The organism is Rhizobium sp. P1_C7 (assembly GCF_056406295.1).
In genome coordinates this window covers 1-13,587 of the sequence record NZ_JBFUAL010000011.1, presented here as the reverse complement: position 1 = coordinate 13,587, position 13,587 = coordinate 1, and the positions used below count along the sequence as shown (strand labels likewise).

Annotated in this window: 15 protein-coding genes; 8 read left to right on the top strand and 7 right to left on the bottom strand. The window is 59.3% G+C overall.

The genetic code is table 11. The annotated features are described in order from the left end of the window. Positions 1-3: 3 nt before the first annotated feature. From AC1D2R_RS18050 to AC1D2R_RS18035, 4 genes are read left to right on the top strand one after another with little or no spacing between them, the layout of a single operon-like run. Complete coding sequence (locus tag AC1D2R_RS18050; protein WP_477969015.1) at positions 4-930, top strand: ABC transporter permease; 927 nt, start codon at positions 4-6, stop codon at positions 928-930. Between the two features lie 11 nt (positions 931-941). Further along, positions 942-1,823 (top strand): ABC transporter permease, encoded by an 882-nt coding sequence (locus AC1D2R_RS18045; RefSeq protein WP_477969013.1) that lies wholly within the window; start codon positions 942-944, stop codon positions 1,821-1,823. Between the two features lie 33 nt (positions 1,824-1,856). Next, complete coding sequence (locus AC1D2R_RS18040; protein ID WP_477969011.1) at positions 1,857-2,597, top strand: glycerophosphodiester phosphodiesterase family protein; 741 nt, start codon at positions 1,857-1,859, stop codon at positions 2,595-2,597. 32 nt (positions 2,598-2,629) lie between these two features. Then, entirely contained in the window at positions 2,630-3,544 is a 915-nt protein-coding gene (locus AC1D2R_RS18035; protein ID WP_477969009.1) for a TIM barrel protein, read from the top strand. Positions 3,545-3,662: 118 nt separating this feature from the next. Here AC1D2R_RS18035 and AC1D2R_RS18030 read toward each other — a convergent pair whose 3' ends face one another. The 5 genes from AC1D2R_RS18030 to AC1D2R_RS18010 are packed head-to-tail and all read right to left on the bottom strand — an operon-like array spanning position 3,663 to position 8,897. Then, entirely contained in the window at positions 3,663-4,448 is a 786-nt protein-coding gene (locus tag AC1D2R_RS18030) for an ABC transporter ATP-binding protein (RefSeq protein WP_477969404.1), read from the bottom strand. 7 nt (positions 4,449-4,455) lie between these two features. After that, positions 4,456-5,304 carry an ABC transporter ATP-binding protein gene (locus AC1D2R_RS18025; protein WP_477969007.1) on the bottom strand — a complete coding sequence of 283 codons (849 nt, stop codon included), beginning with the start codon at positions 5,302-5,304 and terminating at the stop codon, positions 4,456-4,458. Next, positions 5,297-6,208, bottom strand: a complete 912-nt coding sequence (locus AC1D2R_RS18020) for an ABC transporter permease (protein WP_477969005.1) — start codon at positions 6,206-6,208, stop codon at positions 5,297-5,299. The genes AC1D2R_RS18025 and AC1D2R_RS18020 overlap by 8 nt, the downstream gene beginning before the upstream one ends. 4 nt (positions 6,209-6,212) lie before the next feature. Further along, the gene (locus AC1D2R_RS18015) at positions 6,213-7,274 is read right to left on the bottom strand and encodes an ABC transporter permease (RefSeq protein WP_477969003.1); all 1,062 of its coding nucleotides are present in this window, start codon (positions 7,272-7,274) and stop codon (positions 6,213-6,215) included. Between the two features lie 21 nt (positions 7,275-7,295). Next, positions 7,296-8,897, bottom strand: a complete 1,602-nt coding sequence (locus AC1D2R_RS18010; RefSeq protein WP_477969001.1) for an ABC transporter substrate-binding protein — start codon at positions 8,895-8,897, stop codon at positions 7,296-7,298. 123 nt (positions 8,898-9,020) lie between these two features. Here AC1D2R_RS18010 and AC1D2R_RS18005 point away from each other — a divergent pair, with 123 nt between their 5' ends. The 4 genes from AC1D2R_RS18005 to AC1D2R_RS17990 are packed head-to-tail and all read left to right on the top strand — an operon-like array spanning position 9,021 to position 11,993. After that, complete coding sequence (locus AC1D2R_RS18005) at positions 9,021-9,731, top strand: GntR family transcriptional regulator (RefSeq protein WP_477968999.1); 711 nt, start codon at positions 9,021-9,023, stop codon at positions 9,729-9,731. Positions 9,732-9,744: 13 nt separating this feature from the next. Beyond that, complete coding sequence (locus AC1D2R_RS18000) at positions 9,745-10,653, top strand: dihydrodipicolinate synthase family protein (RefSeq protein WP_477969402.1); 909 nt, start codon at positions 9,745-9,747, stop codon at positions 10,651-10,653. A gap of 14 nt (positions 10,654-10,667) precedes the next feature. Next, positions 10,668-11,807 carry a mandelate racemase/muconate lactonizing enzyme family protein gene (locus tag AC1D2R_RS17995; RefSeq protein ID WP_477968997.1) on the top strand — a complete coding sequence of 380 codons (1,140 nt, stop codon included), beginning with the start codon at positions 10,668-10,670 and terminating at the stop codon, positions 11,805-11,807. Then, positions 11,808-11,993: a substrate-binding domain-containing protein gene (locus AC1D2R_RS17990; protein WP_477968994.1), complete on the top strand. Its 186-nt coding sequence runs from the start codon at positions 11,808-11,810 to the stop codon at positions 11,991-11,993. Positions 11,994-12,120: 127 nt separating this feature from the next. Here AC1D2R_RS17990 and AC1D2R_RS17985 read toward each other — a convergent pair whose 3' ends face one another. Together AC1D2R_RS17985 and AC1D2R_RS17980 are read right to left on the bottom strand one after the other, a co-directional pair. Beyond that, positions 12,121-13,299 (bottom strand): GTP-binding protein, encoded by a 1,179-nt coding sequence (locus AC1D2R_RS17985; protein WP_477968992.1) that lies wholly within the window; start codon positions 13,297-13,299, stop codon positions 12,121-12,123. Between the two features lie 27 nt (positions 13,300-13,326). Continuing rightward, positions 13,327-13,587 (bottom strand): DUF4082 domain-containing protein (locus AC1D2R_RS17980; protein ID WP_477968990.1); only part of this gene is annotated, 261 nt, incomplete at its 5' end.

The following is a 13,587-nucleotide window of genomic DNA, read 5'->3' as shown; positions in this document are numbered from 1 at the left end:
ATCATGATCCGTTTCTTCCTGGTCCGGCTGCTTCGCGCCGTCATGACCATTCTGGCCGTCGTCACCTTCGCCTTCGTCGTCCTGCGCATGTCCGGCGATCCTGCACAGGTCATGCTTGGACCTGACGTTCCGCAGGAGGCCGTCGATGCCTTCCGCAAGGCATGGGGACTCGATCAACCCCTGTGGATCCAGTATCTCGCCTACATGAAATCGATCTTCACCGGCGATTTCGGTGTGTCGATGCGCGACAAGGCGCCTGCACTACAGCTGGTCTTCGAGCGCGTGCCCGCCACCTTACAGCTGACGATACCGGCGCTGCTCCTCAAACTTCTGATCGGCATTCCTTCAGGCGTCTACGCGGCGCTTCACCGCCAGAGCTTTGCGGATCGCGGCGTCATCATGCTGGCGATCTTCGGGTTCACCATTCCATCCTTCGTCATGGGCCTGCTTCTGGTGCTGGTTTTCTCGGTCACCCTCGGCGTCCTGCCATCCGGCGGACAGGATACCTGGCAGCACGGCATTTTGCCGACGCTCACCATGAGCATCGGCGGCATCGGCATCCTCGCCCGCTTTTCGCGCAGTGCCATGATCGAGGTGATGGGGCAGCACTACATCCGCACCGCATCCGCCAAGGGCCTGAAGTGGCGCGAGGTGGTCTGGAGCCATGCACTTCCCAATGCCGCCGTTCCGATCGTCACGATCGTCGGCTTCATGGTCGGGACGCTTATTGCTGGCGCTGTTGTCGTCGAGTCGATCTTCTCGTGGCCGGGCATCGGCCGCCTTCTGGTTGTCTCGGTCAGCAATCGCGATCTGGCGGTCGTCCAGTGCATCCTGCTCATCATCGCGGCAACCATGGTGATCTCCAATCTGATCGTGGACATGCTTTATGGCTGGCTCGATCCACGCCTTCGCGCACAACCCGCGCATTGAGGAATTCCGGCATGACGACGGCAGAACTGACCTCCACCCTTAAGAAGACGCGCAAAGTCCCAGGCATTGTCACGACGATCCGCCGCAATGTGCCGCTTAGCGTCGGGCTCGGCATTTTCTGGCTGATGGCCATGGTGTTCGTCGCCTGCTTCGCTGATCACCTGCGGCCCTTCGGTATTACCGCGATGGATCTTACCAGCCGCCTTGCCTCGCCCGGCAATCTCAAGCATTGGCTGGGCACAGACGAGCTCGGTCGCGACGTGCTCTCGCGCCTGCTGCAATCAATCAGGGTCTCGTTGATCATCGCCTTCGGCGCCACGATCTTGTCAGCCGTGTTCGGCACGGCGCTCGGTTTTGCAGCGGCCAAATTCCGGGGAACGGTGGAGCATCTTGTGCTGGTGCTCGCCGATTTTCAGGCAGCGCTGCCGTTCCTCATCATGTCGCTGGCGGTGCTCGCCTTCTTCGGCTCGTCCATGGTGCTTCTGGTCTGCCTGATGGGCTTTTACGGCTGGGAACGCTACGCACGCATCGCGCGCGGGCTTGCGATCTCAGCCAGTTCGCAGGGCTATGCCGCCTCCGTCGTGCAGCTGGGCGCCACGCCGGCGCGCGTCTACATCCGCCACATACTGCCGAACGTTGCATCGACGCTCATCGTGTCCATGACGTTGACCTTTCCCGAGATCATTCTCATGGAAAGCGGCCTGTCTTTCCTTGGCCTCGGGGTGCAACCGCCGGAGACCAGCCTCGGCAACATGGTCGGGTTCGGGCGCGAGTATCTGACGCGCGCACCGTGGATCATGCTGGCACCGGCACTCGTCATCATTCTGACCACCCTCTCCATTTCGCTCGTCGGTGACTGGCTGCGCGACAAGCTCGATCCCACCATCCGATAGCTCGACCCTTCCAACCCGAAAAGGTTATCCCACATGACGCTCATCACCGGCCATCGCGGCGCGCGCAACCTCTGGGCCGAGAACTCGCTGACAGGCTTCAGAAATGTCCTCGAACTCGGCGTCGATGCCGTTGAATTCGATGTGCATCTGACGGCTGCAGGCGAACTCGTGGTCATCCACGACGCGACATTGGAGCGTTCCACGGAGGGGGCTGGCCCGGTTCACGCACTTTCGCCAGAGAAGCGCAAGACGGTGAGACTGAAGGGCACGAACGAGACGATCCCGACCTTGTCGGACGTGCTGGACGTGCTCTGCCCGGCAAGAGACATCGCCTTGCACGTCGAAATCAAGCTCGACGAAACCGGAGCGCCCTATCGCGGGATCACCGAGAAGGTGGCTGCCGAAATTGCCCGTTTCGGCGTCGGCGAGCGCAGCTATCTCACGTCCTTCGATAGATCCGTGCTCTGCCGCCGGCACGCGCCAGACATCGCCCGCCTGGTATCGATCAATGCCGCATGGGCTGAAAAACAAGGCGGCGTTGCTCGTTTTGTCGAATCGATTGACGGTCTGGTGGAGATTGTCGCCGTCCATCACGAATTGCTGCAGGCCGAATTGGACGTCATCACCAAAGCAGTCCCGCTCGATCGGCTTTGCGTCTGGACGCTGAATGACGAGCCGCTCATTCGCCGATGGCTGAAGACCGGCATCGGCCACCTCACCTCGGATTCTCCCGATCTCGCCCTGACGCTGCGCGCGCAATTGAGGGCCGCCTGATCAGAACAGAACCAATCAACCGGAGACACACCATGAGCAACATTATCGCAACCGGCTTCAATTCCGGCTCCGCCGACGGCGAACTGGAAACACTGAAGGCCGACCTTGAACGTCTGGCCGGTTTAGGGGTCGATACGGTCGAGCTCGGCCTGACCAGCCTCGACCTCATCGCTGGTGGCCGTATCATTGAGGAGCGAGCCGACAGACTTGTCGCCATCACCAAAGCGTTTCCGTTCCGCTACACCGTACACGGCCTCGTCTCCTCCAACTTCATGGATCCACTGACCTGCGGCTATCAGCTGGATGCTGCCAAAGCCCTGGTGCAGGTCTGCGACCGTATCGACGCGCGCATCCTGGTCCAGCACGGCGGATGCCTCCGCGCTGATCAGATCTTCGACCGGGAAGCGGCCGATCGGCGCGAACGGGAAGCGCTGTTCGAGCTTGCGGAGTTCGCCAAGCCTTACGGCGTGCGCGCCGTGCTTGAAAACATCTTCACGACGGAGCCGGGGCAGTATCGCCAGACGCCTGCCGAGGTGGCGGAAACAGTCAAGGCTGTCAATCATCCAAACCTTGTCGCACTGATCGACTTCAGCCACGCCTATATCGAATCCACCTATCGCGGCCTCGATTTCCGCGAGCAGCTGCGCGCCATGGCCCCGATCACCGGTCACCTGCATGTTCACGATTCCTTCGGCCGCCCGCAAGGCTTCTACAAGCCGTTCCACCCGCAGGAATCGACGGCTCTCGGCATCGGTGACCTGCACATGCCGCTCGGCTGGGGCGATATCGACTGGGAGGATATCTTCAGCGAGCTGCAATTCCTGCCCGGAACCGTCCTGATGATGGAGATCGGACACCGCTACCGCAACGAACAGCCCGCGTGTCTGGAGCGCGCCAGAAGACTGTTGGCACTGAACAGCCATCAGATGACGGTCGCGGCTGAATAGTCGGCGGCATTGACCCGAAGCCGTGTCGCGCGGGGAAGGGAACGGACCCCGTGACGGGGTGGTCGACACTTCAAGCGCAATACCATCCACTGAGCGGACGCAACTCCGCCCGGTGGACTTACGTCCGCTGTTCCGCTGACTGCAACCTGTGCGAACGCTTCGAAATGTAACCACGACTCCCGTCAAGCAAGGTACGGGTATAGGGGTGCTTGACTGAGCCGCTCAGGATCTCTTCCCGGGTTGCAACTTCGACGAACACACCATCTTGCATGACAGCGACGCGGTCGCAGAGGTGGGCGATGACGGCCATGTCGTGGCTGACGAGAATGTAGGTGAGATTTTCGCGTTCCTTCAAGTCCTTGAGCAAGTTAAGGATTTCCGCCTGAATTGAGACATCCAGCGCCGACGTTGGCTCGTCAAGGAGCAGAATCCGCGGTTCGAGGACAAGCGCACGCGCGATTGCCACACGCTGACGCTGGCCGCCCGACAACTGATGCGGAAAGCGATAGCGAAAGTTCTGTGGCAGCCCGACGCTCTTCAACACCTCTTCGATGCGTTCCTGCCGTCGATCACGCCCCTGAATCTCCAAGGGCTCCAACAGAGTCCGTCCAATCGTATGCCGAGGGTGAAGCGAGCCGAAGGGATCCTGGAAAACCATCTGTTGTTTTGCAAGTTGTGACCTTGATCGCACAGCACTGACGGGCTCACCGTCAATAATAATGGATCCCGTCCAGCTCTTGTTTCTACCGGCGAGTGCTCCAAGGACGGTTGACTTGCCGCATCCGCTTTCGCCGACAAGGCCAAACGTTTCTCCGGTCGCAACTTCGAAAGACACGCTGCGAACAACCTGTCGGGCCGCGTCTGCGTTGCCATAAGAGACCTGAAGGTCGTTGACACTTATCATCGCCATATCAGGCCTCCAGCCAGCTTGGATCGCGTTTGAGGACCTCAAGCCGATCCTTGGGCCTGTCGAGACTTGGGAGCGCCTCCAGAAGTCCCCTCGTGTAAGGATGGCTTGCACGCTCAAGATCTTTTGCCTCCAAGCTTTCGACGATGCGTCCGGAATACATGATGAGCACACGATCGCAGAAGCTTCTGACGAGGTTGAGGTCATGAGAAATAAAGATCAGCCCCATGTTCCGCTCGACGATCAGATCGTCGAGTATATCCAGCACCTGCTGGCGCACAGTCACATCGAGGGCCGATGTCGGCTCATCCGCTATGATCAGTGACGGGGATGCGATCAACATCATCGAGATCATGATGCGTTGCCCCATACCCCCGGACACTTCGTGCGGATAGAGGTCGAAAACACGGTGCGGGTCGCGAATGTTGACACGTTCCAGCATCGCGAGTGTCCGTTCGCGCGCATCCCGCTTTGACACGCGTTCATGCAGGATGACCGTCTCGGCGATTTGTTCGCCGACTGTCATGACAGGGTTCAGAGAATATTTTGGATCCTGCAGGATCATTGAGATCCGGCTTCCGCGGATTGCGCGCATCTGAGCTTCACTGGCAGCGAGAAGATCGACGTCCTCGAACGTCAAGCGGTCCGCCGTCACGATCGCGTTTGCCGGTTGCAACCGCATGACCGCCCGACCGGCGCTGCTTTTTCCCGATCCGGATTCGCCGATGATGCCGATCTTCTCGCGGCCGACGGTAAACGAGATGTTCCTTACGGCCCGAACGGCGCCAGACAGTGTCGGAAACTCCACGGACATGTTTTCGACCGACAGAATCGGCTTTGATAGATCAGGCATTTCGGGGATCCATGATATCGCGAAGGCCATCGCCAAGCAGATTAAACGCCAGGCTGACCACAAGAATGGCGAGGCCGGGGACGGTGGTCAGCCACCAGGCATCGAGCAGGTATTGCCGTCCGGACGCGGCCATGGCGCCCCACTCGGGCATTGGGGGTTGTGCACCCAGCCCGAGAAAGCCGAGGCCGGCAGCCGTGAGGATAACGCTCGACATGTTGAGTGTCAGGCGGATGATGATTGATGGCGCACACAGGGGAACGATATGGCGAAACAGGATGCGTGCCATGCCAGCACCTTGAAGTTCGGCCGCGACCACGAAGTCAGCCTGGCGGAACGTCATGGTCTCGGCACGTGCCAATCGCGCGATCGGCGGCCAAACGGTCAAGGCAATCGCAATCACTGCATTCTCGATGCCAGGGCCCAGCGCTGCCGAAAACGCCAGCGCCAGCACAAGACTTGGGAAGGAAAGAAAGATGTCGGTAATGCGCATCAGAACAACATCCACCCAGCCACCGAGGTAGCCCGCAGTGGCGCCGATCGCAAAGCCGATTGGTGCAACAATGACTGTCACGAGAATACTGATGTAGAGGGTCGTGCGTGCGCCATAGACCAGGCGGGAGTAGACGTCGCGGCCGAACTCATCGGTTCCAAACCAGTTTGTCGTCGATGGTGGTCTCAGCGCCATGGCCAAATCTTGCGCGATCGGATCGTGGTTTGCCAGGAGCGGGGCAAAAGCTGCGATCAGCACCAGAGCCAGGACCACCAGGAAGCCCGCCAGGGCCAGCGGATTGGCAACGAGGTTCAGCCATAGCACGTAGGCCTTATGGAGCCGAGCCTGCCGCGTCGAGGTAAACTCCTCGCTGATCAGCCAGTTGTGCAGAGTGTCGATGGAGCGGGTTGTCATGATGTCACCGGGTCCGGGGATCGAGGAAACGATAGGTGATGTCTGACAGGAGATTGATCGCAATCGAGATGATGCCGATCAGAAGCACGCTGCCGAGGATGGCATTCATGTCCGCGAAGAACAATGCTGACGTCAGGTACTGCCCAAGGCCCGGCCACGCGAACACCGTTTCGATCAAGACTGTTCCGTCGAGAAGGCCGCAATATGCGAGAGCAACGATCGTCAACAGTTGCACGCGAATGTTGCGAAAGGCGTGCCGCCATACGATCGCACGCTGACTGAGACCCTTTGCCTTTGCAGTCAGCACGTATTCCTGGCGTAACTGTTCCAGCATGAAGCTGCGGCTCATACGGCTGAGATAGGCCATGGCGGCATAACCAAGGATCATCGCAGGCGCAGCAACATGAAGAAGTGCGTCGCCCAGAACATCCCATTCCCCGGCCAGAATCGAATCGATGATGATGGAGTTCGTCGGCCCCTCGACCAGACCCTCATTGTAGACATCCAGCCGCCCTCCGCCCGGTATGAGACCGAACTTTGCGTAAAAGACCAGGATGACGATCGTGCCAAGCCAGAAAATGGGCGTCGAGTGGCCAAGCAGGCCGACGATGCGTGCCAGATGGTCGACCCAGGTGCCTTTCCTGACGGCCGAGACGATCCCCAGCGGAATGCCAAACCCGGCGCCGATGATCGTCGCGAGCGTCGCAAGTTCAAGGGTGGCGGGAAACACGCGAGCCAGATCACTTGCCACCTGGTTCTTTGTTACGTGAGACGACCCGAAGTCCAGATGAGCGACGTTGCCAATATAGGTTACAAACTGGACGTAGAGCGGGCGATCCAGTCCCATCTGCTTGTAGACGCGTTCATAGGTCGCCTGATCAGCCTGATCGCCGATCACGGCAATGACGGGATCGGCGGGAACCATCCTTCCAACGACGAAGGTGATCATCAGCAACCCCATCAATGTCGTCAGAATGACAGCGAATGAGGTTGCCACTTTCCTCAGGGCGGAAAGGGCTTGTTTGGAGCCGCCCTGCCCGACTGCGGATGTTTGCGCGATGCTCAATTCAATCTCCTTCAGAGGGGATCATTCGCCCTTGGAAACGGTGTCCCAACGTGTAAGCCACGTCGAATGACCGACATACCCTTTGACGTCCTTGCTGACGGCTTTCGCATCCGTTCGCAGGAAGGATGTGATCAGCGCTGGTGAGGAATCTAGATATGCCTTGTTGATCTTGGCGTAGAGTTCAGTTCGCTTGGCCAGGTCCGTCTCGTGAGCTGCCGCTGTCACCATCTCCTGGATTTCTTTCGGCACATCCCAGGCGGTTCTCCAAGCGTTCAGGCCAGTCAACTTTGCCTCATCAGAATTGTTCGCATTTGTCGCATAGGACTGCAGGACTGCGTGCGGGTCGGGGAGCCGCTCACCCGAGCGCGCCGAGAAAATCTCGAAGTCACGTGCACGGAACTTGCCGATGTGATCGCCACCCTGCAAATCGAGTTTGATGCCGGCCTTTGCCGCATTGGCCTGCAGAGATTGCGCAACCTCGTATTCCGGCGTCACCGGCGTTGCGTAGTACACCTTTGAGAAGCCATCTGGATATCCGGCCTCGGAAAGGAGCTGCTTTGCCTTGTCGATATCGAGCGTGTAGGGATTACTGTCGCTTGCGCCAGGCAGCCCTGCCGGGATGATGGTCTGCTGCTTGATGCCGTAATATTTCATGACGGTGCTGGCGAGGCCATCATAGTCGATCAGATAACGGAAGGCTTCGCGCACCTTCGGATTGGATAGAACCTCGTCCTTCTGGTTCAGCGCGAGATAGTAGAAACCGAAGCCTGGTGTCTTCTGAATGTCCACCTTACCGCCGCTGTCGAGCGCGGCCAGATCGCTGGACGACAGACGGGTGGCGACGTCGACGTCGCCTGCCTCCAACTGCAACCGCTGGCTCGCGGACTCCGGCAGATGGCGCAGGATCACGCGCCGCATCTTCGGCGCACCCTGCCAGTAGCTCTTGAACCCGTCGGCGATCAACAGGTCGTTGACGCGCCAGGTCCGCAGCGAATAGGGACCAGAACCTGCGTCGTTGGTCTGCAGGAACTCGCGCCCCATGTCTCCGTCTTTGTCGTGTTCGGCCAAAAGCTTTGCGTCGAAGATCGACGTGGAAAAGCTGGCGAGTGAATACAAAATGAGGTTGGGGTTCCAGACTTCCGGGGCCTGAAGGACGAGCGTCGTGTCGTCGGTCGCCTTGATCAGACTATCCACATTGTCTTCCTTGAAACCCCACTGGCGCAGGTCAGTGGAAGGCGCAAGCCCGAGCTTGACCAGCCGGCGAAGCGACCATTCGACATCCTTTGCCGTCAACGGGTTGCCAGAGTGGAAGGTCACGCCCGAGCGGATCTTGAAGGTGAATGTCTTACCGTCATCCGATACGGTCCAGCTCTCGGCCAGGCCTGGAATCGGCTTGGTGATATCATCAGCGGGCAGCACGATCAGGCGCTCGTAAAGATTGGCGACAATTTCTGCTGCCTCGAGCTGGTTCAACTCATTTGGATCAAGGCCGCGCATCGACGACATATTCGTCGCGATGACCAACTGGTCCTTCGGAGTGGCTGCTTCAGAAGCAACCGGCAAGGTAAAGGCTGCGACAATCAAGGCCGTCGTCACCAGGAAGTGGCGTCTCAACATGCTCATCTCTTTCTCCCTTGGGCTCCCCGCCCAATCACGTTCTGCGCGAATTTCCATATCGACATCGATCTGAAATCTGGTATATCAGATCTCACAAAACAAATTTGGCGTCAACGGGGATTTTGACCAATGGTGAAGAATGCAACGTCATCGGAGCGTGACGATCGCATCGAAAAACTTGATCCGCGGTTCCTGACGACCCTGCGCGATCACGTTCATCGCACGCTGCGCAGCGCGATCCTTTCCGGGCGGTTTGCTGCCGATGAACGGGTCAACGAGAGGCAACTCGCCGAGCAACTGGGCGTGAGCACTACGCCGATCAAGGAAGCGTTGCGGCAGTTGGAAACGGAAGGCCTGGTGGAAACGCTACCGCGCCGTGGCGTCATCATCCGCTTCAATGAAAGTTGGGCGGAGGAAATGATTCTGGCCCGGGCAGCACTGGAATCGATGATTGCTCATCTTGCGGCAAAGCGCCTTGGCAAGGAGGCAGCATCGGCTCTGGAGGCAATCGTCGAGAAGATGAGGATCGCCACCAGAAACGGTCAGGCCGACGAGTTGATCGCGCTCAACGAGACGTTCCATGAACAGATCCACGTTGCCTCGCAATGCCAGTATCTCTCCCGGATGATCGAACGCCAGCAGTTCTACGATGCAAGCATCCGCCGGGTCATTCATTTGGATCCGGGCGAGCGCGAGAAGGCTTTTGGCGAGCACGCTGCAATCGCAAAGGCAATCGTTTCGGGAAACAGCGACGAGGCCGAGCATGTCATGCGTGATCACGTGGTGCGCTCCGGCGACACCTATCTGGCCATCATATTCAAGAGGAAAGAGGAAATCTGAGGTGAGCGAGTCAATGGAAAAGGTCCGCAACGCGTTGAAGGGAATCTCCGGGGTGCCGGTGACGCCCTACGCATCTGATGGCAGCGTCGACGCGGTGAAGCTAGCCGCGCTGATCAAACGACTGGCGGCTGCAAAAGTCCACAATCTAATGGCTGCCGGGAATACGGGCGAGTTTTTCACACTTTCCCTTGACGAGGTTCGACTGGTTCACAGCACGACAATCAAGGCTGCCGACGGGAGTGCCTTGGTGAGCGCGGCCGTCGGTCGTTCGTTGGCGGAAGCCAAGTCGCTTGCCCGCGAGGCGATAGCCGATGGCGCAGATGCCATCATGGGTCACCATCCCATGGATCCTTTTGCCGGTCCAAGCTATCAGGCAAAGTACTTCCTTGAGCTGGCCGACGCGTCGACCATTCCTGTCATCGCCTATGTGCGCAGCGATACCTTCTCCGTGGCAGATTTCCGTAAACTTGCCCTGCATCCCAATATTGCAGGGATCAAATTTGCATCTGGCAACCTCATGCTGCTGGCTGACGTCATCCGGTCGACCAAGGACGCGCCGGCTATTTGGGTTTGCGGCCTTGCAGAAGGTTGGGCACCGGCCTTTTACGCGATGGGTGCCCGCGGGTTTACCTCCGGTCTGGTCAATGCTTTCCCCGAGCGTTCGCACGCGATTCATCGCGCTCTCGAAGCCGGCGACTACCAGACGGCGCGCGATCTCATCGACGGGATAGCCGGCTTTGAAGCCATGCGCACCAAATATCTGAACGGCGCGAATGTCACCGTGGTTAAGGAAGCTTTGGGTATGCTGGGGACCGATGTCGGCCCCGTGCGTGTGCCGGGTGTGGAAGCGCTGACGGACATCGAGCGATCAACCCTCAAGGAAATCGTCGAACGTGTTGCGCGCGAAAGCCGCGCGGCCTGACGGAGACAAGTAAAATGCACATCACTGCACTGAAAACCTACATGCAACGGGTTGACGACCGCCCTCGCCTGCTCGTGAAAATCGAGACCAGCGAAGGTATTTCTGGTTGGGGCGAAGCATACAACCATGGACCCGACTGGGCACTCCCGCCGCTTTTCGATTACCTCTTCCACCAGATCGAGGGAGAAGATCCGCGCCGCGTCGAGTTCCTTGTCCTCAAGCTGAACCAGCAATGCCGGTTTCCGCCTGGCGCGCTCGGCCTGGCAGCGATATCAGCCATCGATCACGCACTTTGGGACATCGCAGGCAAGGCAGCGGGGCTGCCCGTCTATATGCTTCTCGGCGGCAACGTCCGCGATCGGGTACGCATTTACTGTGGCGTCTACACCGCGCCGGACCCGGAAGCTGCACTCGACCAGACCCTTCAGTTGAATGAGCAATACGGCTATACGGCCTTCAAGCTCAGCCCCTACCGTCGTGATCTGCACAACAGCCGATGGGGCGAGCTCGTCAAGGAGACCGGCGACTATTTCGGCGCCATCCGAAAGATCACCCCATCGCACTTTGAGTTCGCCTTCGACGCGCATGCGAAAATCTACGAGCCTTACCAGGCCGTACAATTGGCTGCAGCTATCGCGCCCTACGACCCACTGTTTTACGAGGAGCCTATCCGGCCGGAACATATCCCGGCTTGGACGGAGCTGAAATCGAAGGTCACAGTGCCTCTGGCGACCGGCGAGTCTCTCTATAACCGGTTCGAGTTCCTGTCACTGCTGACCGCTCGCGGCGCAGACATCATCCAACCGGACATCTGTGTTGTCGGCGGCGTCACTGAAATGCGCCGCATCGCAGCTCTCGCCGAGGCGCATTATGTAACCGTTGCCCCCCATAACCCGATGGGACCTTTGGCCACGGCCGTGAACATTCACTTCTGCGCAGCGCAACCCAACTTCAAGATCCTTGAATACAAGCCGCACGTACACGCGCCTTGGGCCGCTGACCCGTACGTTCCTGTCGACGGCCATATGGAACTTCGTCCGGATCGCCCGGGCTGGGGCATCGAAATCGATGAGAAGGCGCTTGCTGTCGAAGATTACATCCACTGGGAGCGGAAGATTACACGCAAGCCCGACGGGTCGACCGCCTATCCCTAATTGGCCTTGAAGGGGCGCTCGGTCGAGGGCCCCACACTTCCACTCGTTGCCTTGGCGAGCATAGACCAGAACCCGGCTCGACTTGGAAGGACGGCGGCAGAGATGCTCCTCAGCCGTATCGACGGCCGGGAAGATGCCCAACACGTGTTGATCGAGCCACGTGTCGAAATGCGCGGTAGCGTTTGATCGACTTCCTGCTTGAGGGTTTCGTCCGCCTGCGTCCAGATCCCACACCGTCATCGCTGCTTGCAAACGTGGCGGTCGCCCTTACTCAATCTGTCACGAGCGCCAGCCCTTCAAGCTAACCTCAGACCTACCACGCCGGAAACGGATCAGCGAGGTCGCGCCAGTCCTGCGGATCCGAGCTGGCCAGGCAATCGTCCAATGCGGCACGGACGCCGGTCTCGTCCATGCTCACTCCGATGAAGACGAGTTCCTGCCGGCGGTCGCCCCATGCGCTGTCCCAGCGGCTCTCTAGAAACTCGTGAAACTCCGGGTGACTTGGCCAATCCTGCCGGGGCACGGCCGCCCACCAAAGCCCCATGGGCTCACAGCGACGCTGCACCCCGGCGGCCGACATAAGCCCCACATGACGCGGACGGCTCGCAAGCCAGAAATGTCCCTTGGCGCGGAGCACCCCCGGCCAGGGATTATCAAGGAACCCCCGAAACCGCGATGGATCGAAGGGTCGCCTTGCGCGATAGACGAAGCTCGAGACGCCATATTCCTCGGTCTCGGGAACATGGGTGCCGGGGCTATAAAGTTCCTTGTGCCACAGGGGATGAGCGGATGCCTTTGCTTCATCGAAGGAGCCGGTGTTGAGTATGGCTGCAAGAGGAACCTTGCCGAAGTCCGTCTCCATCTGGCGTGCATCCGGGTTGAGTGCAGCAACCACCTTGCGGACTTCGGCGCGCGTTTGTTCGGTCGCGTCGGCAATCTTGTTGATGACGACAACATCAGCAAATTCGATCTGGTCGACCAAGAGGTCGACAAGCGTCCGTCGGTCTTCGCCGTCACGCTCCAGGCCGCGATCGCGCAACAGATCGGCGCTGCTATAGTCAGCCAGCAGGCTTGCAGCGTCGACGACCGTAACCATCGTGTCAAGTTTCGCAAAGTCGGAAAGAGAAACGCCGTTTTCGTCACGAAAGGAGAAGGTCGCGGCAATGGGGAGCGGCTCTGCAATGCCCGTCCCTTCGATCAGAAGATAGTCATATCGCCCTTCTTCGGCCAGCCGCCGCACTTCGGTTAGGAGGTCGTCGCGAAGTGTGCAGCATATGCAGCCGTTGCTGAGTTCGACGAGTGTCTCCGTCGTATGCGACAGGTTGGCGCCACCGTCGCGAACCAAGCTTGCGTCTATGTTTACCTCGCTCATGTCGTTGACGATGACCGCGACCCGCAAGCCCTCGCGATTCGTCAGGACATGGGTGAGAAGCGTCGTTTTTCCGGCACCCAGAAATCCGGTGAGCACGGTCACCGGTAGCAGGTCGGTCATGTCCCCTCTTCCCCTCGCCAACATCAATCAGGACACAAGCGTTGGCCGGAAGACCACGTCGGCAAAGTAGTTGGCGGAAGCGAAAGTGCTGGTCGGAAACAGGCCGGTAGTGGCTGAGCCACCATAGGCATAGACACCGTTGCCGCCGGCGGTGGCGCTGGACGGCGCCGTCAGCGGGCTATTGGTGACGGCGGTGGTGAAGAAGTTGCCGGTCGCCACGTAGGCGCCGGTGGTGTGGTACGAGGCGATGTAGGTGGTGTTGGCGGCGATGGTTATGGGCGCTGCCAG

Bases quoted from the DNA above. Each gene is read 5' to 3' on its own strand.
- AC1D2R_RS17995 (WP_477968997.1), top strand. From the start codon at position 10,668: ATGCACATCACTGCACTGAAAACCTACATGCAACGGGTTGACGACCGC.
- AC1D2R_RS18005 (WP_477968999.1), top strand. From the start codon at position 9,021: ATGGTGAAGAATGCAACGTCATCGGAGCGTGACGATCGCATCGAAAAA.
- AC1D2R_RS18050 (WP_477969015.1), top strand. From the start codon at position 4: ATGATCCGTTTCTTCCTGGTCCGGCTGCTTCGCGCCGTCATGACCATT.
- AC1D2R_RS18040 (WP_477969011.1), top strand. From the start codon at position 1,857: ATGACGCTCATCACCGGCCATCGCGGCGCGCGCAACCTCTGGGCCGAG.
- AC1D2R_RS17985 (WP_477968992.1), bottom strand. From the start codon at position 13,299: ATGACCGACCTGCTACCGGTGACCGTGCTCACCGGATTTCTGGGTGCC.
- AC1D2R_RS18025 (WP_477969007.1), bottom strand. From the start codon at position 5,304: ATGCCTGATCTATCAAAGCCGATTCTGTCGGTCGAAAACATGTCCGTG.
- AC1D2R_RS18000 (WP_477969402.1), top strand. From the start codon at position 9,745: ATGGAAAAGGTCCGCAACGCGTTGAAGGGAATCTCCGGGGTGCCGGTG.
- AC1D2R_RS18010 (WP_477969001.1), bottom strand. From the start codon at position 8,897: ATGAGCATGTTGAGACGCCACTTCCTGGTGACGACGGCCTTGATTGTC.
- AC1D2R_RS18020 (WP_477969005.1), bottom strand. From the start codon at position 6,208: ATGACAACCCGCTCCATCGACACTCTGCACAACTGGCTGATCAGCGAG.
- AC1D2R_RS18045 (WP_477969013.1), top strand. From the start codon at position 942: ATGACGACGGCAGAACTGACCTCCACCCTTAAGAAGACGCGCAAAGTC.
- AC1D2R_RS18030 (WP_477969404.1), bottom strand. From the start codon at position 4,448: ATGATAAGTGTCAACGACCTTCAGGTCTCTTATGGCAACGCAGACGCG.
- AC1D2R_RS18035 (WP_477969009.1), top strand. From the start codon at position 2,630: ATGAGCAACATTATCGCAACCGGCTTCAATTCCGGCTCCGCCGACGGC.